Source organism: Streptomyces sp. NPDC002838 (assembly GCF_040295365.1).
In the GTDB taxonomy this organism is placed as follows: Bacteria; Actinomycetota; Actinomycetes; order Streptomycetales; family Streptomycetaceae; genus Streptomyces.
Window position 1 is genome coordinate 40,501 of the sequence record NZ_JBEOVF010000051.1, and the last position, 24,374, is coordinate 64,874.

Below are 24,374 nucleotides of genomic sequence, written 5' to 3' on the forward strand. Positions count from 1 at the left end.
GGACGAGAGCAGAGGGCCGGCGGCTGTGTCCGGTGGCAGGACCGTGTGCGCCGGGAGGGCCCGTGGACGATCAGGCAGGCCGGTCCAGGGCGGGCGTGACGAAGGACCCGCTCGCGTGTCAGGTCGGGGCCGGGAAGCGGATCTCGGATACGGGCTCGTGAACCTGGCGGACCAGGAACGCGGTGTCCGGGGTGCCGGTGCGGAGGCAGGCGAGCCAGTCCGCGGGGTCGAACTCGACGCCGATGGGGTTCTGGGCGTATCCGGGGCCTGCCATGAAGGCGTTGGCCTCTTCGGGGGTCGCGTAGCACTCGACCTGGAACTCCATGCAGTTGGCGTCCGGATCGGCGTAGTACAGCGAGATGGTGATGCCGTGATGCAGGCACCAGTACGGCTCGATCCCCATCCCCCTCAGCTGTTCCCAGTTCTCCAGCAGGTCGCGCAGCGAGGCGAAGGTGTAGGCGACGTGATCGACCCCGACCAGACCGGTGCGGTTCTTCTCCTTGGCGTCCGGGTCGAACATGTCCAGATTCGCGAAGGCGAAGCGGTGGTGCTCCTCGTCGTAGGTCAGGAAGGCCAGCGTCTCGTTCTGGAACTGGATACGGGCGCCGAATGCCTTCTGGTACCAGTCCAGCATGGAAGCGAAGCGGTGGGTGCGGTAGACGACGTGAACAAAGCTCGAGGGACGAATGCGGTCCATGGTCGCTCCTTGATCTGGTGGGTGGAGGGAGCGGCTGCCGGGGTCAGACGACGGGGGTCATCTGCTCCTGGATGCCGAGCAGGGCCCGTCCGTAGGCTTCGGCGCTGATGGTGGGGCTGGCGATGGCGTGGCGGGCGGCGGTGGCCGAGTCGCGCCAGATGCGCTGCAGCGGGTTGGACTCGGCGAAGCTGGAGGCGCCGTTGACGTCCAGCAGCAGGTCTATGGCCTGGCGGGCGCGGGTGATGGCGTAGCCGGTGTCCATGCGTACCCGCAGCCGTTCGGTGACGTCGAGGGCCCGGCCTTCGGCGGCGGCCTGGTCGATCTGGGTGGCCGAGCGGAAGGCGTGCAGGGCCGCGGTGTCGATGAGTTCGGCGGCCTCGGCGACCTGGAACTGTGTGGAGGGCGCCTGAACGGCCTGGTCGTAGAAGGTGTAGGAGATGCCGCGCTTGCCGATCGTGGACAGGGTGTGGTCGAGGGCGGCGCGGGCGAGGCCGAGCTGGGGCCCGGTCAGGATCACGGCCAGCGAGGGGACCGTCGAGGAGCGGTAGAGGGGCTCGTCGGGGTGGTGGTCGGGCACGTCGGTGCCGAAAGCGAGCGGAATGCAGCGGTGGGCGGGGACGGAGACGTCCTGGGCGATGAGGGTGTTGCTGCCGGTGCCGCGCATGCCGGTGACGTGCCAGGTGTCCTTGATCGTGAGGGTGTCCATCGGGATCACGACATTGCCGAACTCGACGATCTGGCCGTCCTCGTCGGTGACCTGTACGCCCAGCGTCGCCCAGGTGGCATGGAGGCTGCCGGAGGCGAAACCCCAGGAACCGGTGACGGTGTAGCCGTCACCGGTGCGCGTCGCGGTGCCGCTGGGGGCCAGGACACCGCAGATCCGGGCGTCGGGGTCGGCGCCGAAGACATCGTCACGCACCCGGTCGGGAGCGATGCCCACGGCCCAGTTGCAGATGTTGATCAGACTGGACACCCATGCGGTCGATCCGCAGGCACGGGCGAGCTGGGCGTTGACGGCCAGGAAGGTGGCGAAGTTGGCCTGGTGGCCGCCGTAGCGGCGCGGCACGGTCAGCTTGAACAGGCCGGCCTCGGTGAGGGCGGCGACGGTCGACTCCGGCAGCCGCCGCTGGAGTTCGGCCGCGGCCGTGTTCGCTTCGATCAGCGGACCCAGGTCCCGGGCGCGCCGGACCAGGTCGGCGTCGATGGACGGGCTGCAGTCCAGCGGGAAATCACCGGGGACGGTCATGGGATGCCTCCTTGAAGCGTTCCCCTTGCAGGGCGTTCAGCCGATTTCACTGGCTGCCGCGGTCGTCTCGCTTGGTCCCGGGGCCCAAAGTCGGGGTCAGGAGTTGCGCCGGGTGTTCTCTCCGCCGGTGCCTTCGCGGTGGTGGAATGACGTGATGGACGTTTCCTGGATCAGGAACCTGGACGGTCCGCGGTCGGCGGATCCGTGCTGTGACACCGCCACGTTCGCGTCGGCTCGAAGATCGCTCGGTCATGGCCCGGCGCGGTGGGCGATCGCCACCGCTCGGGCCATGACCGGGCACATCATCAGCAGCGTCCCTGAACCCGGGGTCGGACCGGCACCGTTCGCGACGCTGCACCGGGACGCCGAAGCACTGGTGCTGACCTCGCTCTGCGCTCTGGTGGGCGACGACCGTGCTCCCCAGGGCGGGCCCCGCGACGGCGTGGACACGGTTCGGGACTGCGTCCGCCGCGGCATCCCGCTGGAACGGGTGCTGCGCGGGATCCGGCTGGGACACGCCTTCCTGCACCGTGCTCTGCGTGATGCCGCCCCCGACGGCCAGCTGCCCGCAACGGCCGTCGAGGCGCTGTTCGAGCAGGCCGATCGTCTGTCGGGGCAGCTGGCGGAGGCATACGTCGCCGAGCGGGCCCGGTGGGAGTCCAGCGAGGAGTCCGCACGCCGGCGCATGGTCGAGGCGGTCGTCTCCGGTGAGCAGAGCGACCCGGGGGCCGCCGAACACACCCTGGACTACGCGGTGGACCGGCACCATGTCGCCCTGATCCTGTGGCGGGAGAGCCCCCCCGACACCGGTCCGGGTCCGGACCCGCCGGTCGCCGAACTGCTGGCTGCGTCCGGAGGCCAGTCGCTGCTGCAGATGGCAGGGCATGCCACGGATGTGTGGCTATGGATCGGTTTGAGCGCCCGCCCGCACCGGCTGCTGTGGCCACCGAGCCTGCCGGACGGGTGGCGCGCCGTGGCCGGCCCCCCGTCGTTCGGCCTGGCGGGGCTGCGGCGCAGCCACCTGAGCGCGCGGCACGCCGCGCGGATCGCCGCGGCGATGCCGACGGCCCCGGGCGTGTGCGAGTACACGCGGATACGGACCGCGTGCCTGCTGACGGCCGACGCCGAGCAGGCACGCTGGTACCTGCGGGAGACACTGGGCCCGCTGGCCGCCCCGGACCCCTGGTCGCACCGGTTGCGCGAGACTCTGCGCTGCTACCTGGCGACAGGCCGGAGCCTGAAGACCACCGCCCAGCAGCTGGGCGTGGCCCGTAACACCGTCGCCTACCGTGTCAAACGGGCCGAAGAACTCCTCGGATCGACCGGTTCCATGGCCACGCTGGAAACACAGCTCGCTCTGGAGATCCTCCGGTTTCCCGGCGCGTCGGAGGTCGGCTCCGCGGACCGGCCGCGTGAGGCGGACAGGGATCCGGGCCCGATGCGGCAGATGTACGTCAAGGCCGGCCTGGTGCCGTGACCAAAACACCGGCGCCGGTTGATGCCCGGGAACCAAGCGGAGCCGGCCACCGGCCGCGCAAGGTGGTGCCATGAGCCCATTGCGAGAGGTCATGCGGCATGTGCCGTCCAGTGTCGCCGTCGTCACCGCCCTGCACGGCGTTCTCCCGGTCGGGCTGACCGTCGGGTCGTTCACCTCGGCATCCCTGGACCCGCCGCTGGTGTCGTTCTTCGTCGGGAAGTCCTCCACCACCTGGCCGCGTATCCAGGACGCGGGCCGGTTCTGCGTGAACGTCCTGTCGGCGCGGCAGCCGCAGATCGCCGCCTCGTTCGCCGCTCGGGACGCCGACCGGTTCGCAGGCCGGGACTGGGCGCCCAGCCCGCTGGGATCTCCGTTGCTGGACGGTGTCCTGGCCTGGATGGACTGCGAGCTGTACACCGTCCACGAGGTCGGCGACCACGTCGCCGTGGCGGGCCTGGTCCAGCACGCGCGGGCGGTCCACGACGCCAGGCCGTTGGTCTTCTTCCGCGGTGAGCTGGCGGGTCTCCCCTGCTAAGACTGGTCGTATGAGCGAAAACCCCCGCGGCTGGATCCTGGCTCTGGCCCCGCCCGGCACACCGCGCGAAACCCCCGAGCCGGCCGGTTCGGCGGTCACCGTCGCAGTCGCCAGGGCGCTGCTGGGCGCCGGACCGGTCGCCTGGGCCGTTCAAGCCGCGCTGGAGATGACCGAGGAGATCATCGCTCGGGTGCCCGAGCACGGCGGGGGCCCTGCTCCGTTCGCCACGCTGCGGTCCTCGGTCGAATCCGCCGTTCTGCTGGCACTGCGCGGTCTGCTGGAGGACGTCCCGCCGTCGGCCGCGGCGGCCGCCGGGGCGATCACCGAGGAAGCCGCCGCAGCCGGCCAGGAGTTCGCGCGCCGCGGCATTCCCCTGGACCGGGTGCTGCGCGGGGTGCGCATCGGTCACGCCCACCTGCACCAGGCGCTCATCGCCGTCATCGACGGCCGGCCCGATCCGGTCCGCCGCGAGGAGAACCATCGGGTCAGCGACCTGCTGTTCGCCTACGCCGACGCCCACGCAAGCCGCCTTGCCGAGGAGTACCTGGCCGAGCGGGCCCGTTGGGAGGCCGGCCGGGAGGCCGAACGGCGCCGGATCATCGACGATCTGCTGGCCGGCAGAAATGTTCCCACCGATTCCGCCTCTGCCACGCTGGGGTACGAACTGGCCCGCCACCACCAGGCGTTCGTGGTGACGGCCGACGACCGGCACACCACCGGCGACCTGCAACGCTGCGCCGAAGACCTGTCCCGTGCGCAGGCAGCCGACGGATGGCTCAGCCTGTCCGTCGTCCCCGGCCGGGTGTGGGCCTGGGCAGGCTGGCGGGCCAAGCCCGCCCAGGGCAGTCCCGCGCGGCGGTTGCGACCCCCGCCCGGGACGAGAGTGGCGGTCGGACCCGTGGCCTTCGGACCCGGCGGACTGCGCCGCAGCCACTTCGGCGCGCGAGAAGCCGAACGCGTCGCCACGGCGACCCGGACGAGGTGGTACGACTACGCCGATGTACGGACCCTGGCCCTGGCCACCGCTGACGACGAGCAGGCCCGGTGGTACGCCGAGGACGTGCTCGGGTCGTTGCTCGCCGACGACCCGCGCACCCGGGACCTCCGCGAGACCCTGCGCGTCTACCTGGCCTGCGAACGCAGTCCCCAGACCGCCGCCGAACAGCTCCACATCGCCCGCAACACCGTCACCTACCGTGTCCACAGGGCCGAGGAACTGCTGGGCCACCCGATCGGCGACCCGATGGAGCTGCGCCTCGCACTGGAGATCGCCGGCACCCTGGACCGCGACCCCGAACCCGACCGCTGACTTTGGACCGTTCGGCGGTGTCCGGGACCCGTAGGTCTCGGTCGAGCAGGTAGCGCCTGGCTGCTCCGAAGACCTGGGTGGAGAGGAAGGGGTTCGTCGGGGTGGTTCGGGGCCGGTACTCCTTCTTGGGCCGCGGAAGTTCCCCCCACCGGAAGGGCCACCCGCCGACGAAGTGCTCACCCGCCTGCTGACGCCGCGGACGCTCCCGTAGCGTCCGCGTGATCCGGCAGGCCACCCCGGGCGGGCCGTGCCTGAGCGGCGCCCGGCCCCCGGACGGTGCCGGGAGGGGACGCCCGGCACCGTCCCTTTATGTGTTGTGGCCATCTGGCCGAGGGCGCGGGGGCTGAGACATCCGAGGCAATGGAGAGGCAACAAAGCGGGGCGGCACCAGGAGAGGGGAGACTCCGGTGCCGCCCCACGTCGAGGGGGCCCGTCCGTCCTCAGCCGAACAGGGCCACGAGGTACCCGGCGACCAGTACCGCGCACACAGCAGCGGGCGCGAGCCCGGCCACCGGGTCGCCCTGGCGCAGGTGCACGACCGCGGCTCCGGCGAGCAGCAGGAGAAGCCCGGCACCGGCGAGGCCACCGAGCAGCGGTACGGCCGGGCCGAGCGCCACGCCGGCGGCGCCCGCCAGTTCCAGCACGCCGATGCGGCGGTAGGCCGCGACGGAGAACCCGGCCTCCGCGGCCAGTTCACGCATCTTCGGCAAGGCCAGCGCCTTGGCCAGTCCGAGCACCGTGAAGATCAGGGCGATGAGACAGGTGAGAGTGACGGAAAGAATCACGAGGTGTTCCCGGAATGTTCGGACAGCATGGTCAGGGAGCGGGCACGGACGCCGAAGACCCCGGACCGGTGGCGGGCGGTCTGCCACCGGTCCGGGGAATCATCACCGCGATCTGGCACCTGCTCACCGACAACGTCCCCTACCACGAGCTCGGCGGCACCTACTTCGCCCAGCGCGACCCCGAACGCACCACCCGCCACGCGATCACCGCCCTCAACCAGCTCGGCTACACCGTCACCCTCAAACCAGAGGGAGAACGCTGCCCGGCCACGGGATGGTGGGTCGGATCGTGTGGTTCTGGGAGGACGCCGACCGCAACCGCCCTCCAGCGTTCCGACTCACTCGGAGCTCGGCACGTACGGTACCGGCGGCGGCTGGTTGATCCTGGCGGCGATCGTTCTCAACTCCCGGGTTTCCCCGGCTGCATGGATGACAGAGGCTCGCACGCAAAAACGCGAGGCCGCCACCGCGCCGCTCACGAGTGCCGCTGCCGGTGGCCGGAACCTGGGCGATGAAGCGGCAGTCTGCCGATGCGCGCTTGAATTAGTCTTGATCTCTCGAGTACCGCGTCGCGTAGCAGGGTGCACGGATGCTCGGCGGCCGGGTCAACTATGTCGCCGCGCCACCCGGACAACAAGGAGCCCCCATGACCGTCGTCCATACGCGGTCCGGCGCTGTGCGAGGCATCGCCTACGACGGTGTCCGTGCCTGGCGTGGTATCCCCTATGCGCAGCCTCCGGTGGGCGTACTGCGCTGGGCGGCACCGCATCGGGAAGTCGCCTGGGACGGGATCCGGGACGGCAGCCGATTCGGCAACCGCGCCCCGCAGCAGCCGTCTCAGGGCCTGGGTTTCGGCGTCAGCCTTGATACGGATGACGAGGCACCCTTCGAGGAGGACTGCCTGTATCTCAACGTGTGCGCGCCCGAGGACGCGGCCGAGGGCGCCCGGATGCCGGTTCAGGTGTGGATCCACGGCGGCGGATACACCGTCGGTTCGGGCGCGCAGTTCATCGGCGACGGCGCGGCGGTCGCCCGGCGCGGCATCGTGGTGGTCACCTTCAACTACCGCCTCGGCGCCCTGGGTCTGCTGAACCTCGGTGGGTTGCTGGGTCCCGCGGAGGCCTCCGCCGCGAACAACACCCTGCGCGACCAGATCGCGGCCCTGGCCTGGGTGCGGGAGAACATCGCGGGCTTCGGCGGCGACCCCGGCAACGTCACCGTGCAAGGCGTCTCCGCGGGAGGCAAGAGCGTCGTCAACCTCATGGCCGCACCCGCCGCCAAGGGCCTGTTCCACCGCGCGATCACGCACAGTGGCGGCGACCACGTCGCCACCCCTGACGCCACCACCAGCCTCGCCCGCCGCCTCACCGATCTGCTCGACCCGCCCGGCGGTGATCTCACACGCCTGCGGGACGTGCCGGCGAAGGACGTCCTGGCCGCCCAACTCGCCCTGGCAGACGGCATACAGGCCACATGGATCTGGCGGCCCACCGTCGACGGCGGCCTCCTCCCACAGCGCCCTACCCGCGCCCTCGCCGCGGGACACGCGGCCGGGATCCCACTCGTCATCGGCTCAACCGGCAACGAGGCGGGTCTCTACCACCTGATGGATCCCACCGCCGCCGACCACACCGCCACCATCCGCCACGAGATCTTCGGCACCGGAGCGGAGCAGGCCGCCGCCACCTACGCGGCACTGCATCCCGACTCCACCCCCGAGGACACCGACCGGATGTTCATGTCCGATGAGCGCTATCGCGCCTCGACCCTGCGACTCGCCGACGCCCAGGCCCACCATGCGCCCGTCTGGCACTACCTGTTCACGGGTCCCTTCCCGGGGCTGCCCGAGGAGTTCTGGATGTTCCACGGCTCCGACATCCCATATGCCTGGGGCCTGTACGAGGACAGCGCCGAACCAGCCGTGGCCGTCCTCTGCCATGGCGTCCAGGACGCCTGGACCGCCTTCCGCCGCCACGCCGTCCCCCAGTCCGACCACCTGCCGGCCTGGCCCGAGTACGACCCCGTCTCCCGCGCCACGATGATCCTCGACACCGCGCCGCACATCGCCTTCGACGGCGCGTGCCCCCAGTACAAGGTCCTGTGGGCCGACCGCGACTGGACTCCCGGCACATGGTGGCCCCTGCCCTGAGCACGGCGGTTGTGTGCGGACAGGGAGCGGCTTCCGTGCCCTGTTTCTGGCGTTGCAGGGTGCGGCCCGGCAGGTCTCCAGTTCCGAGAGGAGCGACACGCCATGGGTCGCCCCTCGTCGCCGGACGACAAAGCCGTACACCTGAACCTCCAGCAGGAGATCCTCCAGCCGGTCGGAGAACTCCTCGGCCCACTCCCCGTCCGTCACTGCCAATGTGCTGCCGGCGCCCCGAGCCGGCCCAAGCGGTCACGCAGCGCGATCACCTGATGCGGAGGCAGAAACGTGGCGTGGCTGCTGGTCATCGTGGCCGGTCTGCTGGAGACCGGCTTCGCGGTATGCCTGAAGCTCTCGCACGGCTTCACCAGGCTCTGGCCCACGATCGCCTTCGCCTGCTTCGCGCTCGGCAGCTTCGGACTGCTGACGCTGGCGCTGCGACGCCTTGACGTGGGACCCGCTTACGCGGTGTGGACCGGGATCGGCGCGGCGGGCACCGCGATCTACGGCATGGTCTTCCTCGGCGACCTGGTGTCCACCCTGAAGATCGTCTCCATCACGATGGTGATCGTGGGCGTGATCGGCCTGCAACTGTCGGGCTCGGCCCCCTGACGCTACGGCGGTGGCCCGTTCCGCGCGCCGGTCGGTGGGGTCGACACGGCGGAGACGGCGATCAGCCGACTGCGCTCCGCGAATCCCAAGAATTCACCCTCATGAACCAGGGACTGGCTGACTGCCCGCTTACTGAGGCACGTCACGGCTGACGGTCTTCACGGTGCCGAGTGCGCGCGCTTGGACCGGGCGATCGGCGGCGTCCGGGCCCGGGCCTGCGGTCAGCAGCAGCCGGACGGTGTTGCTGTGCCGCTGGTGGCCGCGGCGTCGGCGGGGGCGCAGGGGAAGAGGCCGAAGTGCGTCGCCTTGTCGCCGGTCACGGTGAAGTGTGGGGCATAGCGGGTCAGGCTGAGCATGTCGGCGGTGTTGCCGCAGACCAGCATCGGTTTGCCGGTGTGGAGGCGGTGGTGGTCGTCGAGGTCGAAGGCGTGCGGGTGCTCGGGGAGCGTGCCTCGATAGACGGCGACCTGCCCGTAGTCCTCGCAGCGGTCCTCCAACGGCACGTTGAAGGCACGGACGGTGCGTGAGGTGAAGGTGGCGAAGCCGATCTTCCGCTCGATTTCCGGGCTGCTCAGCGTGATGGGCGCGGCGGCCACCGTGCGGGCGTCCGCGCAGCCGGAGGTCCGCATCAGGCGGCGGAAGTCCTCGGTGTACAGAGCGCCGGCGAGGCATTCGCCGACCAGCTCCGCGTCGTCCATGAGTGCGGCGGGCAGGCGGCGGTCGGCGAAGACGTCGGAGAAGTACAGCTCGCCGCCGGGCTTGAGGGCCCGGAAGATCTCCCGGAAGACGCGAGGCTTGTCGGGAGAGAGGTTCAAGACGCAGTTGGAGACCACCAGGTCGATGGAGTCGTCGGCGATACCGGCGGCGGCCAGGTCCTCGATGTAGCCCTCGTGGAACTCCGTATTGGCGTACCCGAAGCGCTCCGCGTGCCAGTCCTGGTGGCGGCGGGCCACGGCCAGCTGCTCCTCGGTCATGTCGACACCGATGACCCGGCCCGCCGGGCCGACGAGCTGGGACAGGACGTACGCGTCGCGTCCGCTGCCGCAGCCCAGGTCCAGGACGGTGATGCCGTCGAGTGCGGTGGGGATCGGGGAGCCGCAGCCGTAGAAGCGGTCCATGACCTCGTCGTGCACGCGGGTGAGGGCTTCGGCGATGTGGGGCGGCGGTGCCTCGGCGGTGCAGCAGGCCGAGGTCTTCAGATCCTGTGAGGACGACAGCACCGAGCCGTAGTACTCCTTGACGGTCTCTGTCACGGAGTCGGCGGACGTCACGTGGCCGGTCGTCACGGACCCGGCGGTTGTCACGTGGCCGGTGGATACATCGGTCGCCATGGTCTCCCCTGGATGAAGGCGGTGAGCGTCGGCGGGCGGGTGCCGCCGTGCGCCGGGAACCCGCCGAGGAGGAGGCGGCATTCCCCGGGCCGGACACGCCGGAACCGGGAGTGTGCCCGCCGGTGCGGTGTGTCGTATCGAATGAGTCGTGAGTCGTACCCGGAGGGAAGGCGTAAGCCGCCCGAACGGGTTCCCTTGCCGCAGCGACGACGAAAGGCGAGTGAGGCGGCCCGATGAGCATGGGACATCCCCCGCGGGGCGAGAGGGCGTACGACCTGGTGGTGATCGGTGGCGGAAGCGCCGGGCTGACCGCCGCCCGGACCGCCGGCCGCCTCGGCGCCCGCACGCTGCTGGTCGAGCGGGACCGGCTGGGCGGCGACTGCCTGTGGACCGGGTGCGTGCCCAGCAAGGCGCTGCTGCATGTGGCCGCCGAGGTGCAGGCCGCCCGTGGGGTGGGGCGGTACGGGCTTCAGGCCGCGGACGGCCCGGCCGACCTCGCGGCGGCCATGGCCCACGTCAAGCAGGCGATCGGGGTGATCGAGCCGCACGACTCGGCCGAGTCACTGCACGAGTTCGGTGTCGAGGTGACCCACGGGGACGCCGTCTTCACCGGCCGTCGGGCGCTGCGGGCCGGTGGGCGGGAGGTGGCCTTCCGGTACGCGCTGATCGCGACCGGCTCGGCGCCCACTCTGGTGCCGGTGCCGGGCCTGGCCGAGGCCGAGCCGCTGACCAGTGACACCGTGTGGAGTCTGACCGAGTTGCCGGAGCGTCTGGTGGTACTGGGCGGCGGGCCGATCGGCTGCGAACTCGGGCAGGCGTTCGCCCGCCTCGGCTCCAAGGTCACCCTGGTGGAAGCCGTGGACCGGTTGCTGCCGCGCGAGGAGCCCCGTGCCTCCGCGCTCATCCGAGAGCGGCTGGAGGCCGAGGGCATCACCGTCCTCACCGGCTACCGGGCCGAGAAGGTCGACGCCGGAGCGGTCCACGGGCCGGGCGGACCCATTCCGTACGACTGGCTGCTGACCACCACCGGCCGCCGCGCCACCACCGACGGCCTCGGGCTGGAGTCGGCAGGGGTGGAGACGGACGAGCGCGGTCAGGTCCGGACCGACGACCGGCTGCGGACGAGCAACCCGCGCATTTACGCCGCCGGGGACGTCACCGGCAAGTCGGCGTTCACCCATCTTGGCGGGGTGCAGGGCGCGTCCGCCGCCACCGACGCGCTGCTCGGCGTGCGGCGCCGAATCGGCTATGACGCGGTGCCCTGGGTGACGTACACCGATCCCGAGGTCGCCCGCGTCGGTGTGACCTCCGCCGAAGGAACCCGCACGCACACCCTGGACCACAACCGCGTCGACCGGGCCGTTGCCGACGACCGCACCGACGGCTTCACCAGCTTGGTGCTGGACGGACGCCGGAGGATCGTCGGCGCGACGGTGGTCGCCCCGCGCGCCGGGGAGACGATCGCGCACCTGGCCACGGCGGTACGGCTGGGCTGGACGCCCTCGCAGTACGCCAAAACCGTGCACCCCTACCCCAGTTACACCGACGGGCCCTGGCACGCCGCGCTCACCGACGTCTACGACCGGCTCGCCACGCACCGCAGGATCACCGGCGCACTGCTGGGCCTGCGCAGGAAGGTGCGGTCATGATCCTGCGACTGGTCCTGGGCGTGCTGATGGCCGCGATGGCGCTCGGCCAGCTCGCCTCCTTCGACGCCATGCCGGGCATCCTCACCGCCTACGGGGTGACCGGCGGAGCTGCCTCAACGGCCCTGGCGGTGGTGCTGATCGCGGCTGAAGCGGTGGTCGGAGTGTGGTTCCTGGCCCGGCCCCGTTCCAAGGCGGTCGTCCCCGTGTGGCTCTACACGGTCGTCTCGCTGGTGTGGGCGCTGCTCGCCGTGCAGGCGTACGCGCGGGGGCTGTCGGTCTCCAACTGCGGCTGCTTCGGTATCCATCTGGCCCAGCCGCTGCGGTGGTTCGTCCTCGTCGAGGACGCCCTGATGCTGCTGTACGCGTGGCTGCTGCTGCGCGCCGCGCGCGGAAGGCCGCGCGCCCCGGGGGATTCGACACCGACCCGGCAGACCCTCGGGACGACCGGCCCGTGATCACTGGTCCGATACCGGAAACGGAGAGGTACCCGATGGGAATCCTGGCGCGACTGCGGGCTGTCGAACATGCCACCCGTCCCTACGACCCGGAGTTCGTCGCGGCGATGGAACGCCGGTGGGCCGAACTCCCCGACATCGTCAGGACACCGGGCCAGATCATCGGACAGCACGGCGTCGGCTGCGAAGGCACCCACGGCGTGTTCCCCAAGTGCGACCTGAAATGCACGCCCTGCTACCACTCGCGGGACGCCAATCAGGTGCGCGTCGACGGCCCTCACACCCAGGAGCAGGTCGCCGCCCAGATGGGCCTGCTGCGCACCCTGCGCGGTCCGCGCGCCCACGCCCAGCTCATCGGCGGTGAGGTGAGCCTGCTCCCGCCCGACGACCACGCCGCCACCCTGGAGATCATGCGTCGGCAGGGCCGGGAGCCGATGAGCTTCACCCACGGCGACTTCGACTACGACTACCTGGAGCAACTCGCCCTCGGCGACGACGGCAAGCGACGCTTCGACCGGCTCTCGTTCGCAGCGCACTTCGACAAGTTCATGTACGGCAGGCGCGGCATCGAACGCCCGCCCAGCGAGCAGGCACTCAGCCCCTACCGCCGGCGGTTCGCCGCCATGTTCGCGAAGCTGCGCCGCGAGCACGGGGTGCGGTACTTCCTCGCCCACAACATGACCGTCACCCCCGGCAACCTCGACGAGGTCGCCGACGTCATCCGCGACTGCCGGGCGATGGGCTACGGCATGTTCTCCTTCCAGCCCGCCGCCTTCCTCGGCGACGAGCGGCGCTGGAAGGAGCGGTACCGCGAGGCCACCCCGGACGCGGTCTGGGCGGAGATCGGGCGCGGCGCCGGACGCGCCCTCGGCTATCACGTCTTCCAGAACGGCGACGTGCGCTGCAACCGCACCGCGTACGGCTTCTACGTCGGGAAACGCTGGTATCCGTTCCTCGAAGAGGACGACCCTCACGACTTGGCGGTGCGTGACGCCTTCTTCCGCTTCTTCGGCAAGGTCAGTTTCACCGGCACGCCGCCCGTGCTGCTCGCCGCCAAGCTGGCCCGCGTCGTCGCCCGCCACCCGTCCACGATGGTGGTCGGGCTGCGGTGGCTGGCCCGTACGGTCGGCCGGGTCGGCGTACTGCGGCTGCTGCGCCACCACTTCCGCGTCCGCCCGGTCACCTTCGTGATGCATCAGTTCATGGACGCCGAAGTCGTCGCGCCCGCCTGGGAGATGATGCGGCGCGGCGAGCAGGCCCAGGACCCGAAGCTGCGCGAGACCCAGGAACGGCTGGCCGCCTGTCATTACGCCATGGCGCACCCGCAGGACGGCACCCTGGTCCCGGCCTGCGTGCAGCATGCGGTGCTCGACCCGGCCGAGAACGCCCAACTGCGCACGCTGCTCCCGCTCGTCGAGGTCCGTACGTCCGTCCGCCGTCCCGCCACCACCCAGGAGAAGTGACCCATGCGCATCGGTGTCATCACCGGTTCCGGCAGCTACGACTGGCCCCAACTGGAGAACGCGGCCCAGCGAACCGTCAAGACCGAGTACGGCGAGGCCACGGTCACCGAAGGCGACCTGGGCAGCGCCGAGTTGGTGCACCTGTCCCGGCACGGCGCCGGCCATCACCGGCTCTCGAACCAGGTCGACCACCGCGCGAACCTCGCCGCCCTGCTCGCCTGCAAGGTCGACGCTCTGGTGTCACTCACCGTGTGCGGCGCGGTCGACCCCGACGCCGAGCCCGGTTCCCTGGTGGTCTTCGACGACCTGTACTTCCCCGGCAACCGGCTGCCCGACGGTTCCGCCTGCACCTGGTACGACACTCCCGGCGCCGCAGGCCGCGGCCACTGGATCTTCGAGCGGCCCTTCAGCGAGCCGCTGCGCCAGGCCCTGATCACGGCCGCCGCACACACCGGAGCGCCCGTCGTCACGAGCGGTGTGTACGGGCATGTGGACGGCCCCCGCTTCAACAGCCGCCCCGAGATCGCCGCCCTGGCCGCCGCGGGCGTCACCGCCATCAGCCAGACGGCGGGCCCGGAGGTGGTGCTGGCCGGGGAGGCCGAACTGCCGATGGCCCTGGTCGGCTTTGTCACCGACTACGCCAACGGCGTCGCACCGCAACCCGAGCCCCTCGACGCGCTGCTGGCCCGGATGGCGGCGAGCAAGGACATCTTCGCCGCGCTGGCCGCCCATGCCCTGCCCGGCCTGGGACCCGTGGCACCGGTCGGCACCGTCTACCGCTTCGGCACATGAGTACGCGACACACACCCTCGGTGCTGGTCCTGGCGAAGGCACCCCGGCCGGGCACGGTCAAGACCCGGCTGCACCCGCTGCTCGGCCCGGACGGCTGCGCCGTCCTCCAGGCCGAACTGATCCGCCACACTGTGGACTTGACCAGCGGCCTGGGAGCGCGCACCTACCTGGCGTACGCCCCGGGAGAGGCCGAGGACAGCACAGGCCACGTAGCCCCTCCCGGCGTCCGCCTGATGGTGCAGCGTGGCCAGAACCTCGGACAGCGGCTCAGCTCCGCGGTTCTGGAGGCGTTCGCCGACGGTGCGGGTCCGCTGCTGGTCATCGGCACCGACGCGCCGATCCTGACCGGCGACCACCTGACCGCCGCCCTCACCTCGCTGGAGCACAAGGACGTCGTACTCGGCCCGGCGCTGGACGGCGGCTACTACCTGATCGGCATGCGCCACCCGCACGTCGGCCTGTTCGGCATCGATGCGGCCCTGTGGAGCACGGACCAGGTGCTGGCCGCCACCCGCGCGCTCGCCACCGACGAAGGGCTGAGCGTGGAACTGCTCCGCCCGCTGCGGGACCTGGACACTCCCGAGGACGCTGCCGCGCTGCTCGCGGACCGGATGATGCCGTCCCGGATCGCCGCCCTGCTCCGTCCCACGGAGGACGCGGTATGAGCCAGGTGTCGGTCATCGTCCCCGTACTGAACGAGGAAGCCACCGTCCAGGCCGCGCTGAGCCGCCTGTGCCGGGACTTCCCCGACTGCGAGCTGATCGTCGTCGACGGCGGTTCCACCGACGCCACCGTCGAACTCGCCACCCCGCATGCCACCGTGGTGCACAGTGGACGCGGCCGTGCGCGGCAGATGAACGAAGGAGCCCGGCACGCCGGCGGCGAGGTGCTGTGGTTCGTCCACGCCGACACCACCATCGACCCGGCGGCCCTCGGCCAGATCCGCGCCTGCCTCGCCGACCCCGATGTGGTGGGCGGCGGCCTGACCATCCGCTTCGACCGCCGCACGCCCGGCCTGAACTACCTGGCCCGCACCTCGAACGCCCGCGCCCGCCGCCTGCACCACATCTTCGGCGACCAGGCCATGTTCATCCGCCGCACCGTCTTCGACGACCTCGGCGGCTTCCCGGACCTGGCCATCATGGAAGACCTGGAGATGTCGCGACGCCTGCACCGACGCGGACGGCTGTGCCTCCTGCCCGCCACCTCCACAGCCTCCTCGCGCCGGTTCACCGCCCACGGCACCTGGCGCATGATCGCCTTCATGCAGTACCTGAAGCTGCTGTACTTCGCCGGCGTCGACCCGGAGCTGATCCGTGCCCGCTATGCCGCAGGCCCCCGCCTCACCCGCCGCAGACCTACGACGCACGACACCCATGCCTGAGCAGTCCTGCTCCATCCTCTCCCTCCCGCCGCCCCGTTCCCTCCTGGAGAGCACCGATGCGCATCGCAGTATGCGGAGGCCCATACGGCAATCCGTACGCCCTGCAAGCCTTCGTCGACGACGCCCGTGCCAGAGGAGCCGAGCGGCTGTTCTGCCTGGGCGATCTCGGCGGCTTCGGCGCCGACGTGGATGCCCTGTGGCCGATCCTGTCCGACAACGCCATCGAGTGCGTCGCGGGCAATTACGACGTGGCGATCGCCCGCGGCGACACCGACTGCGGCTGCGGCTACCGCGACCCGAAGGACAACGAGTACGCCCAGCTCATCTACGACCACACCCTCGCCACCACCAGCCGCGACTTCGCCGCCTGGATGGGCGGACTGCCCACCGAACACCGCGAGACCATCGACGGTGTGGACGTCCACATGGTCCACGGTTCGACACTGGCGCTGAACGACTTCTGGTGGGAGTCCCTGCCCGAGGACCAGCACCGGCTGCGCGCCGAGGCATCCGGCGCCGACGTGGTGCTGTGCACCCACAGCGGCCTGCCCTGGCAACGGCGCATCGGCGACACCCTCGCCGTCAACGTCGGCGTGCTCGGCAAGCCCGCCAACGACGGCCGCCATGAGGTCTGGTACGCGATCCTGGACCTCGGCGACGGGTCGCCCCAGGCAGAGCTGCTCCCGCTCACGTACGACTGGCGGGCGCAGGCCCGCTCGATGCGCGCCGCCGGACTCCCCGAAGTGTTCGTGGAGACCATCGAGACCGGCTGGTGGACCACCTGCCTGGAGATCCTGCCCCCGCGCGAACGCTCCCGGGGCCGCTACCACCTCTACCGCTCCACCCTCCCGTCCGGCTTCCGCCCCGCCGACGACGGCTGGGGCGAGACCACGCCGCAGGCCCTGGACGGCGACCGGCCGGTGGTCCCGCTGTTCGGCACCCCGTACTTCCCGACCCGGCTGTGGCTCTACACCAACTTCCACTGCAACCTCGCCTGCGACTACTGCGCGGTCGCCTCCTCCCCCAAGGCGGCCGCCCGCACCCTGCCCGCCGACACCTTCCGCGCCCTCGTCGACGAAGCCGTGCAGACCGGGTTCACCGAGCTGTACATCACCGGCGGCGAGCCCTTCCTCCACCCCGACATCGTCAACCTCCTCGACCACGCCTCCGCCCAGCTGCCCACCGTCGTCATGACCAACGCGATGCTGCTGCGCGGCCGCCGCGCCACCGGGCTCGACGCGCTCGCCGACCGTAAACTCACCGTCCAGACCTCCCTGGACGGCGCCACCGCCCACGCCCACGACGCCCACCGCGGCACCGGCTCCTGGGCGCGCACCATGGACGGCATCCGCCACCTGATCGACCTGGGCCTGCCCCCGCGCGTCGCCCTCACCGAGACACCCGAGAACACCCACGAGGTCCCCGCGGTCGCCGAACTGCTGGCCGGACTCGGCCTGCCCGCCGACCACTTCGCGGTCCGCCCGCTGCTGCGCCGCGGCTTCTCCGAAAGCGGCGTGGAGATCGGCGAGGACTCCAGCATCCCGGAGTTGACGGTCACCGCCGACGGCCTGCACTGGCACCCCGCCGGCGCCGACCTGGCCACCAGCCCCGACCTGCACCTGGCGCCCGCCGGAACCCCGCTGGCGACCGGCAAGCAACTGGTGACCGAGCGGTTCTTCACCGCCCGCCTCACCGACGGCAGCCTGCCCCGCCCCGTTCACTGCGCCATCTGAGCCGTACGCATACAGAAAGGGAGTTCAGCATGCAGCGACAACGACACGTCGCGATCCTCGGCGCGGGACCGGTCGGCCTGGACGCCGCGCTTGCCTGCGCCGGTGCCGGATGGCCGTTCACCGTGTACGAGGCCGCGGACACCGTGGCCGCCCATGTACGCGCCTGGGGTCATGTCCGCCTGTTCACCCCGTGGGACCTCAACGTCTCCCGCCGGATGCGCACCCACCTGCCGCACGCCCCGGCAGGCGACGACTGCCCCACGGGCGCCGAGCTGGCGGCCCGCCTCCTTGGCCCGGTCGCCGAACTGGCCGCCATGGAAGGCCGGATCCGGCTGCGTACCAGGGTCGCCGCCGTCGCCCGCACCGGACTGCTCAAGCACGAGCAGATCGGCACCGACGCTCGCGCCGCCACACCCTTCACCCTCCTCCTCGACACGCCCGACGGTGAGGAGACCGCCGAAGCGGACCTCGTCCTGGACTGCACCGGCGCCTACGCCGTCCCCAACACCCTGGGCGCCGGCGGCATCCCCGCCCCCGGCGAACGGGCCCTCGACCACCGCATCACCCGCACCCTCCCGCCCGTCCACGCACCGGACCGCTGGGCGGGCACCGTCCTGCTCGTCGGCGCCGGCAAGTCCGCCCAGACCGCCGCCCGCGACCTCGCCGTACTGCCCGGCACCCGCGTCGAGTGGATCGTGCGCAGCCCGGCGCCCGACTGGGGAGCCGTGCCGGACGACACCCTGCCCGGCCGCCGACAACTCGTCGAAACGTCGCAGGCGTTCACCGAAGGTGCCGGCGACCGGGTCACCGTCCACACCGGCGCCCACGTCCAAGCCCTGAGCCCCGACGGCGACCGAGTACGCGCCAACCTGGCAACCCCGGGCGGCCCGGTCGAGGTGGTCTGCGACCACATCGTGGCGCTCACCGGCTACGTCGGTGACGCCTCCCTCTACCGCCAGCTACAGGTCCACGAGTGCTACGCCACCGCCGCCCCCATGAATCTCTCCGCCGCCCTGCTCGGCTCCGCGGGCGGCGACTGCCTCACCCAGCCCGCCGTCGGCATCAGCGCCCTGCGCAATCCCGAACCGCACTTCTTCATCCTCGGCGCCAAGTCCTACGGCCGCCTCAACACCTTCCTGCTCCGCACCGGATACGAACAAGTGGACCAAGTCATCGGCGCGTACGCCCCAGCCGTATCCGTGTGAACTGACCTCCCCGCACAAGGAGTACAGACCTCGACGGGGAGGGTGGCGCCCTCACATAACCGTGTCGGTCGAAGTCGACCACGAGAACTGGTCGCTGCACCCCGCCCCGGCCACGGCCACATCCGGGACGCCCAGTGGACCGACCAGGGCGGCAACTCCTGCGCTGCTCGACCTACAGCAACGCCGCGTCGCCGCTCGGCGTGCCGCCTGAGGAGCCCGGGCAACGCGCGCGGAAGTAGCGGTCAGCCGCTGGCAGTTGGCTTGCGGGAGAGGGCGACGGCGAGGGCCGCGGCGAGCGGGATGGCGGCCAGGGCGATGAGGGCGGTGCCGTAGCGGCCGGTGAGATCGTGGCCGAGGGAGATGGCCAGGGGCCCGAAGGCGCTCGCGCCGATGGTGATGGTGTGGGCGGTGCCCCGGATGGCACCGAGGTGGGCGGTGCCGAAGTAGCGGGGTTAGGTGGCGGATTCGACGGCGCGGAGCAGTCCGTTGGAGGCGCCGAGCAGGAGGCCGTAGCCGATGGCCGTCCAGCCGGGCTCGACGAGGCGGGCGGAGAGGACCGCGCACGTGAGGAGCGTCATCGCACCAATGAGTACGGCTTTGGGTGAGACGTGGTCGATGAGGGCGCCTGCGGCGAGGGTGGCGAGCAGGGCGGCTGCGGTCTGGGGCAGGAAGTTCGCGGCGGCTTCGACCGGGGTGAGGCCGCGCTCGCCGAGCAGGGCGATCTGGTGGAAGTTCAGCCCCGTGGTGAGCATGCTGCTGGCGGCCAGGCAGGCGGCGACGGCCCAGAACGCGCCGGTGCGCAGGGCCCGGCGCAGGGGCCAGCCGGTCAGCGGCGCGTCGACGGCAGTACCGGCGAGCGGGGCGATGCCGTCGAGGTGCTGGCCGAGGTCGGCGGGCTTGTTGCGGATGCCGAGGAGCGCGAGGGGGATGACGATCAGCCAGACGGCGACGCCTTCGACGGCCCACGCCTGGCGCCAGCCGTACGCGGAGACCAGGCGCTCGACGAGGAGCGGGGCGAGGGAGATGCCGGCCGTGCCCACCGCGCTGGTGATGCCGAGAGCCAGGCCGCGTCGCTTGTCGAACCAGTACGCGACCGTGGTGGTCGCCACCAGGGACAGCGCCCCCTGTCCGGCCATGCGGATGCCGACGAACCCGGCGGTCAGACCGACGATCCCGGTGACGAAGGACAGGGAGATTCAGGATCGCGCCGAAGACGGCTCCGACGGCCGCGATCACCCGCCGGGGGCCGTGGCGGTCGATGGCGCGGCCGACCGGTGGCATCGCGCAGGCGCCGACGAGCGTTCCGGCCAGGTAGGCGGTGGAGACCTGGGTGCGGCTGATGCCGAGGAGGCAGCCGGCGTCAGTGGCCTGCGGTGAGCTGGCCGGCGAGGCGTTCGTGCATGTTCGCGCTGGGCTCGTTCAGGCCGATGATGGTGACCTTCTTGCCGCGCTGCTTGTACTTGGTCTCGATGGCGTCCAGGGCGGCCACCGACGAGGCGTCCCAGATGTGGGCGTCGGTGAGGTCTATGACGACGTCGTCGGGGTCGTCCTTGTAGTTGAACTGGTAGACGAGGTCGTTGGACGAGGCGAAGAACAGCTCGCCGGTCACGGCGTAGACGACCTGGTTGCCGTCGGGGTCGACGACGCCGGAGACGTTGGCGAGGTGGGCGACGCGCTTGGCGAAGATCACCATGGCGGTGATGGAGCCGAGGACGACACCGATGGCGAGGTTGTGGGTGGCGACCACGGCGGCGACGGTGACGACCATGACGGTGGTCTCGCCCAGCGGCATCCGCTTCAGCGTCTTGGGCTGGATGGAGTGCCAGTCGAAGGTGGCGACCGACACCAGGATCATGACGGCGACCAGGGCGGCCATCGGGATGTCGGAGACGACAGGGCCGAAGGCGATGCACAGGACCATCAGGAAGGACCCGGCCAGGAAGGTCGACAGGCGGGTGCGGGCGCCGGACGTCTTCACGTTGATCATCGTCTGGCCGATCATCGCGCAGCCGCCCATACCGCCGAAGAAGCCGGTGACGATGTTGGCGATGCCCTGGCCGATGGACTCACGGGTCTTATTGGAGTGGGTGTCGGTGATGTCGTCTACCAGCTTGGCCGTCATCAGCGACTCCATCAGCCCGACCAGCGCGAAGGCGAACGCGTACGGGGCGATGGTGGTCAGCGTGTCCAGCGTGAACGGCACGTCGGGCAGGCCCGGGACCGGGAGCGACGAGGGCAGGTCGCCCTTGTCGCCGACGTTGGGGACGGCAATGCCCGCGGCGACGGTGATGACCGTGAGGATCACGATCGAGACCAGGGGAGCCGGGACGGTCTTGGTGATCTTCGGGAAGAGCACCATGAGCGCGAGGCCGCCGGCGATCAGCGGGTAGACGGCCCACGGGACGTCGTGCATCTCGGGCACCTGCGCCATGAAGATCAGGATGGCGAGCGCGTTGACGAAGCCCACCATCACCGAGCGCGGCACGAACCGCATCAGCTTCGCGACACCCAGCGCACCGAGCACGATCTGGATGAGACCGCCGAGGATGACGGCGGCGATCAGGTAACCCAGGCCGTAGTCGTGGTTGAGCGGCGCGATGACCAGCGCGATCGCCCCGGTCGCGGCGGAGATCATTGCCTTGCGGCCACCGACGAACGAGATCACCACGGCCATCGTGAACGACGCGAACAGGCCGACCGCCGGGTCGACCCCGGCGATGATCGAGAAGGAGATGGCCTCAGGGATCAGGGCCAGCGCCACCACCAGGCCGGCCAGCACCTCGGTACGGAAGACCTTCGGGGAGTCGAGCCAGTCGGGCTTGGACATGCGCAGCTTGGGGCCTGCGGACAGCAGTGAAGACATGCAACCGTTTCTGTTCGGGCGCGCACATCCACCTGCTGGATGTGCGCGCGTCGTACTCGACTCCACGCAAGGGGCGGAAGTCCCCGGCGGCCCGGCCTCGACGGGGGCCCTGCCGGATGGAGTGGCAGCCTTCACGGCTGCCGGTCGGGCATCATTGCCCGGAAGTCTGCGGGTGCCGGCGGGGCCCGGTCGGGGCCCGCGCTCTGACGGGGCCGCCCTGGCTGCTGCCTTTACAGCGTGGCTGCCCTCACAAAAAGACTCTACCCTGACGTGAGGTGAGAGTGCGACCTGTGGCTTGTGAAATGCAGGCAAACACGGCCTCGGATCATGTGATTCCAGACACGTATGCTGGAGCACTTCGAACGTTCGAATGCGGCGGGACGCAGAAGGAGAAGGCGTGACGATGACTGAGCGGCAGATGCAGATCGGCGAGGTGGCCGAGCGGACCGGTTTGTCGCTGCGCACGATCCGCCACTACGAGGAGGTCGGCCTCGTCATCCCCTCCGCCCGCAGCAAGGGCGGCTTCCGCCTCTACACCGAGGCCGACGTCGAGCGCCTGATGGTCATCCGCCGCATGAAACCGCTGGACTTCTCGCTGGAGGAGATGCGGGACCTGCTGGAGATCACCGACCGCATCGCCGACACCGACAATCCGCCCGCCGGCGAGGAGATGGAGCGGCTGCGCGAGCGCCTCGACTCCTACCGCAAGGTGGCCGACGCTCGCTGCGAGACGCTGCGCGCCCAGCTGATGGCCGCCGAGGACTTCGCCTCCACGCTCCGCCGCAGGCTCGGCACAGGGAACTGACAGCGGCGCGCGAGGGGACATTCTCCTCGCGCGCCGCCCGGCCGGCTCCGCTTACGAGGCTGTCGGCTCACCGCTGCCGTAAGGGCGGGTGATGACCTCCATGCCATGTCCGGCGGGGTCCATGAAGTACAGACCGCGCCCGCCGTCGTTGCGGTTGATCTCGCCGGGCTTCTTGCCGTGCGGATCGGCCCAGTACGTGATCTCGGCGTCCTGGATCCGCTGGAAGATGGCGTCGAACTCTTCCTCGGTGACGAGGAACGCGTAGTGCTGCATGACGATCGACTCCCGGCCCCGATCTCCAGGTCCAGGATGTGCGCCAGGAACTCGGCGGATTCCCGGTTGTCCCGGGCGTGGACGATGGTGTGATTCAACTCGACCGACACAGTGGAATGCCTCCGTAAGGCAAACTCACGGGCACCTCCATGCCTCACCCGGACGGTGACCGACACGCGATGCCGTACCGTCATCCTGAACAGCCAATGCCCCGTCGCCCCAAGGTATTTCGTCGGTCAGAGGCTGCGCATACGTGGGCGGCTGCGTCCTTCAGTACGCCCACCACGGGCCCGAGTCGCTTTGCCGTACCCAGCGCGCGATGCCGTCCTCGCCGATCGTGCGTGCGTGGGCGCTGGTCGAGGCGATCGGCCTTGACGGTGCAGGCTCGGGACCAGTTGCCGCGGTCGTCCACGTTCTCGAAGGCCACGTCCCCGGCGTCGGTGCGGGTGGCCCGTCCGGCGGTGAGGATCATCTCGGAGCCGTCGGTCAGTTTCACCACGAACGTTCCCATCGGCGTTCTCATCCTCTCGGCGTGGACTGCGCGTGATCGTGCAGTGCACCCCTGCCCCGGCGGGCAGGCGGCCGCTTCAGTAGCACCACCAGGTGCCGTCGGGCGGCTGTGGAATCCAGTGGTAGCCGCCGCCGTCGGCGGGGCCGCGCCGGAAGACGGCCGTCACCGTGTCCGCCCGGTACGTGTGCACCCGCTCGGAGTTGCCGTGCAGGTCGGTGCGTTCCAGCACGATCTCGCCCGACGCGGTGCGCCCGGCGGCGTCCGCCTCGATCACGGCGTCCTCGCCGTGGGCCAGCTGCAGCATGAAGAGAGTTTCTGAGCATGGACGGCGAGACGTTGCTGACCTGTGCCCAATGGGACAGCGACGCGGCATACGACGCGTACCTGCGAGGCAACGGCCCGGCCACCCCGCTCGCCGGACCGCCCGGCTACCGGCTGTACCGCAGCCTGGCCGAGGAGGGCGAGACCCGCACCCCCGGCTGCCTGATCACCGCAGCCTTCGACGTGGACGGACCCGAGCGGCAGCGGTACTTCACCGACGCCGTCATCGCGGCCCAGCCCGAGGAGGGCGGGCACCCGGGAGCGATCTCGGCGCACTTCCTGCTGAGCACCGACGGAACCCGGGTGCTCCTCTACACGGAATGGACCAGCACCGAGGCCCACCAAGAGGCGGCCGAGGCGGGCGATCACGACAAGGGACACGAGATCTTCTCCAGCACACCCGGCGTACGGCTCACCCACGGCAACCGCTACCACCTCCACCGCGCGCTGTCGCGTCCGCTGCCGTAGCGGCCCCGCACCGACTGCTGACCTCCTCGGCCGCACCGTGTTGAACCGGCTGGTTGGGCAGGCAGTGGATCACCTCGACAGACTCTCCGGTAACGTCAGGGTATGAGTCATCCGCATCCAGAACTGAAAGCCGCCCCACCCCTGCCCAAGGGAGGGCTGCGGGTCGTCGCCCTGGGCGGCCTGGGTGAGATCGGCCGCAACATGACCGTCTTCGAGCACGCGGGCAAGCTGCTCATCGTCGACTGCGGCGTGCTGTTCCCCGAGGAGACCCAGCCCGGCGTGGACGTGATCCTGCCGGACTTCACCTCGATCCGGGA

At 70.7% G+C, this 24,374-nt stretch carries 24 protein-coding genes and 2 pseudogenes; 17 read left to right on the plus strand and 9 right to left on the minus strand.

Going from position 1 to position 24,374, the window contains the following annotated elements; genetic code table 11:
* Nucleotides 1-118 precede the first annotated feature (118 nt).
* Both ABT063_RS41590 and ABT063_RS41595 read right to left on the minus strand, forming a co-directional pair.
* Nucleotides 119-697 (minus strand): VOC family protein, encoded by a 579-nt coding sequence (locus ABT063_RS41590; protein WP_351066142.1) that lies wholly within the window; start codon nt 695-697, stop codon nt 119-121.
* Between the two features lie 43 nt (nt 698-740).
* Entirely contained in the window at nt 741-1,943 is a 1,203-nt protein-coding gene (locus ABT063_RS41595) for an acyl-CoA dehydrogenase family protein (RefSeq protein WP_351066143.1), read from the minus strand.
* Nucleotides 1,944-2,232: 289 nt separating this feature from the next.
* Here ABT063_RS41595 and ABT063_RS41600 point away from each other — a divergent pair, with 289 nt between their 5' ends.
* The 3 genes from ABT063_RS41600 to ABT063_RS41610 all read left to right on the plus strand — a co-directional run bounded on the left by ABT063_RS41600 (nt 2,233) and on the right by ABT063_RS41610 (nt 5,264).
* Nucleotides 2,233-3,420 carry a PucR family transcriptional regulator gene (locus tag ABT063_RS41600; protein ID WP_351066144.1) on the plus strand — a complete coding sequence of 396 codons (1,188 nt, stop codon included), beginning with the start codon at nt 2,233-2,235 and terminating at the stop codon, nt 3,418-3,420.
* A 70-nt stretch (nt 3,421-3,490) separates the two neighbouring features.
* Entirely contained in the window at nt 3,491-3,955 is a 465-nt protein-coding gene (locus ABT063_RS41605; RefSeq protein ID WP_351066145.1) for a flavin reductase family protein, read from the plus strand.
* Between the two features lie 10 nt (nt 3,956-3,965).
* Nucleotides 3,966-5,264, plus strand: a complete 1,299-nt coding sequence (locus ABT063_RS41610) for a PucR family transcriptional regulator (RefSeq protein ID WP_351066146.1) — start codon at nt 3,966-3,968, stop codon at nt 5,262-5,264.
* A gap of 440 nt (nt 5,265-5,704) precedes the next feature.
* Here ABT063_RS41610 and ABT063_RS41615 read toward each other — a convergent pair whose 3' ends face one another.
* On the minus strand, nt 5,705-6,049 hold the full coding sequence (locus tag ABT063_RS41615) for a DoxX family protein (protein WP_351066147.1): 345 nt from the start codon (nt 6,047-6,049) through the stop codon (nt 5,705-5,707).
* A gap of 646 nt (nt 6,050-6,695) precedes the next feature.
* Between ABT063_RS41615 and ABT063_RS41620 the strand changes: the two genes are divergently transcribed.
* Together ABT063_RS41620 and ABT063_RS41625 are read left to right on the plus strand one after the other, a co-directional pair.
* On the plus strand, nt 6,696-8,198 hold the full coding sequence (locus tag ABT063_RS41620) for a carboxylesterase/lipase family protein (protein ID WP_351066148.1): 1,503 nt from the start codon (nt 6,696-6,698) through the stop codon (nt 8,196-8,198).
* A 282-nt stretch (nt 8,199-8,480) separates the two neighbouring features.
* On the plus strand, nt 8,481-8,804 hold the full coding sequence (locus ABT063_RS41625; RefSeq protein WP_351066149.1) for a DMT family transporter: 324 nt from the start codon (nt 8,481-8,483) through the stop codon (nt 8,802-8,804).
* Between the two features lie 221 nt (nt 8,805-9,025).
* Here ABT063_RS41625 and ABT063_RS41630 read toward each other — a convergent pair whose 3' ends face one another.
* Nucleotides 9,026-10,135 (minus strand): methyltransferase domain-containing protein, encoded by a 1,110-nt coding sequence (locus ABT063_RS41630; protein WP_351066150.1) that lies wholly within the window; start codon nt 10,133-10,135, stop codon nt 9,026-9,028.
* A gap of 233 nt (nt 10,136-10,368) precedes the next feature.
* On the opposite strand from ABT063_RS41630, the gene ABT063_RS41635 reads away from it, so the two are divergent.
* The 8 genes from ABT063_RS41635 to ABT063_RS41670 are packed head-to-tail and all read left to right on the plus strand — an operon-like array spanning nt 10,369 to nt 18,816.
* Nucleotides 10,369-11,784: a dihydrolipoyl dehydrogenase family protein gene (locus tag ABT063_RS41635; protein WP_351066151.1), complete on the plus strand. Its 1,416-nt coding sequence runs from the start codon at nt 10,369-10,371 to the stop codon at nt 11,782-11,784.
* Nucleotides 11,781-12,239, plus strand: a complete 459-nt coding sequence (locus tag ABT063_RS41640; protein ID WP_351066152.1) for a MauE/DoxX family redox-associated membrane protein — start codon at nt 11,781-11,783, stop codon at nt 12,237-12,239. The genes ABT063_RS41635 and ABT063_RS41640 overlap by 4 nt, the downstream gene beginning before the upstream one ends.
* Nucleotides 12,240-12,274: 35 nt before the next feature.
* Entirely contained in the window at nt 12,275-13,702 is a 1,428-nt protein-coding gene (locus tag ABT063_RS41645) for a radical SAM domain-containing protein (protein ID WP_351066153.1), read from the plus strand.
* A gap of 3 nt (nt 13,703-13,705) precedes the next feature.
* Nucleotides 13,706-14,494, plus strand: coding sequence for an MTAP family purine nucleoside phosphorylase (locus tag ABT063_RS41650; RefSeq protein ID WP_351066154.1), 789 nt, complete (start codon nt 13,706-13,708; stop codon nt 14,492-14,494).
* Nucleotides 14,491-15,159 (plus strand): TIGR04282 family arsenosugar biosynthesis glycosyltransferase, encoded by a 669-nt coding sequence (locus ABT063_RS41655; protein WP_351066155.1) that lies wholly within the window; start codon nt 14,491-14,493, stop codon nt 15,157-15,159. Before ABT063_RS41650 ends, ABT063_RS41655 begins: the two co-directional genes overlap by 4 nt.
* Nucleotides 15,156-15,878, plus strand: a complete 723-nt coding sequence (locus ABT063_RS41660; protein WP_351066156.1) for a TIGR04283 family arsenosugar biosynthesis glycosyltransferase — start codon at nt 15,156-15,158, stop codon at nt 15,876-15,878. Before ABT063_RS41655 ends, ABT063_RS41660 begins: the two co-directional genes overlap by 4 nt.
* Before the next feature lie 56 nt (nt 15,879-15,934).
* Nucleotides 15,935-17,611 carry a radical SAM protein gene (locus ABT063_RS41665; RefSeq protein WP_351066157.1) on the plus strand — a complete coding sequence of 559 codons (1,677 nt, stop codon included), beginning with the start codon at nt 15,935-15,937 and terminating at the stop codon, nt 17,609-17,611.
* Between the two features lie 29 nt (nt 17,612-17,640).
* Nucleotides 17,641-18,816, plus strand: a complete 1,176-nt coding sequence (locus tag ABT063_RS41670) for an NAD(P)-binding domain-containing protein (RefSeq protein ID WP_351066158.1) — start codon at nt 17,641-17,643, stop codon at nt 18,814-18,816.
* Between the two features lie 452 nt (nt 18,817-19,268).
* Here the strand turns inward: ABT063_RS41670 and ABT063_RS41675 are convergent, their stop codons facing one another.
* Nucleotides 19,269-19,952 carry an MFS transporter gene (locus tag ABT063_RS41675; protein ID WP_351066159.1) on the minus strand — a complete coding sequence of 228 codons (684 nt, stop codon included), beginning with the start codon at nt 19,950-19,952 and terminating at the stop codon, nt 19,269-19,271.
* Here ABT063_RS41675 and ABT063_RS41680 point away from each other — a divergent pair.
* Nucleotides 19,951-20,193, plus strand: a complete 243-nt coding sequence (locus ABT063_RS41680; RefSeq protein ID WP_351066160.1) for a hypothetical protein — start codon at nt 19,951-19,953, stop codon at nt 20,191-20,193. The genes ABT063_RS41675 and ABT063_RS41680 overlap by 2 nt on opposite strands.
* Here the strand turns inward: ABT063_RS41680 and ABT063_RS41685 are convergent.
* Nucleotides 20,177-21,679, minus strand: coding sequence for a SulP family inorganic anion transporter (locus tag ABT063_RS41685; RefSeq protein WP_351066161.1), 1,503 nt, complete (start codon nt 21,677-21,679; stop codon nt 20,177-20,179). The two genes, ABT063_RS41680 and ABT063_RS41685, sit on opposite strands and share 17 nt — an antisense overlap.
* A 403-nt stretch (nt 21,680-22,082) precedes the next feature.
* Between ABT063_RS41685 and ABT063_RS41690 the strand changes: the two genes are divergently transcribed.
* Nucleotides 22,083-22,484 (plus strand): MerR family transcriptional regulator, encoded by a 402-nt coding sequence (locus ABT063_RS41690; protein WP_351066168.1) that lies wholly within the window; start codon nt 22,083-22,085, stop codon nt 22,482-22,484.
* 51 nt (nt 22,485-22,535) lie between these two features.
* Here the strand turns inward: ABT063_RS41690 and ABT063_RS41695 are convergent.
* The 3 genes and pseudogenes from ABT063_RS41695 to ABT063_RS41705 all read right to left on the minus strand — a co-directional run bounded on the left by ABT063_RS41695 (nt 22,536) and on the right by ABT063_RS41705 (nt 23,572).
* A pseudogene (locus ABT063_RS41695) lies at nt 22,536-22,867 on the minus strand (VOC family protein).
* 80 nt (nt 22,868-22,947) lie between these two features.
* Nucleotides 22,948-23,268 (minus strand): hypothetical protein, encoded by a 321-nt coding sequence (locus ABT063_RS41700; RefSeq protein WP_351066162.1) that lies wholly within the window; start codon nt 23,266-23,268, stop codon nt 22,948-22,950.
* Between the two features lie 76 nt (nt 23,269-23,344).
* Nucleotides 23,345-23,572, minus strand: a complete 228-nt coding sequence (locus tag ABT063_RS41705; protein ID WP_351066163.1) for a hypothetical protein — start codon at nt 23,570-23,572, stop codon at nt 23,345-23,347.
* A gap of 17 nt (nt 23,573-23,589) precedes the next feature.
* Between ABT063_RS41705 and ABT063_RS41710 the strand changes: the two genes are divergently transcribed.
* Together ABT063_RS41710 and ABT063_RS41715 are read left to right on the plus strand one after the other, a co-directional pair.
* Nucleotides 23,590-24,057 (plus strand): antibiotic biosynthesis monooxygenase, encoded by a 468-nt coding sequence (locus tag ABT063_RS41710; RefSeq protein WP_351066164.1) that lies wholly within the window; start codon nt 23,590-23,592, stop codon nt 24,055-24,057.
* A 102-nt stretch (nt 24,058-24,159) separates the two neighbouring features.
* Nucleotides 24,160-24,374: pseudogene (locus tag ABT063_RS41715) on the plus strand (RNase J family beta-CASP ribonuclease); the annotation flags it as partial.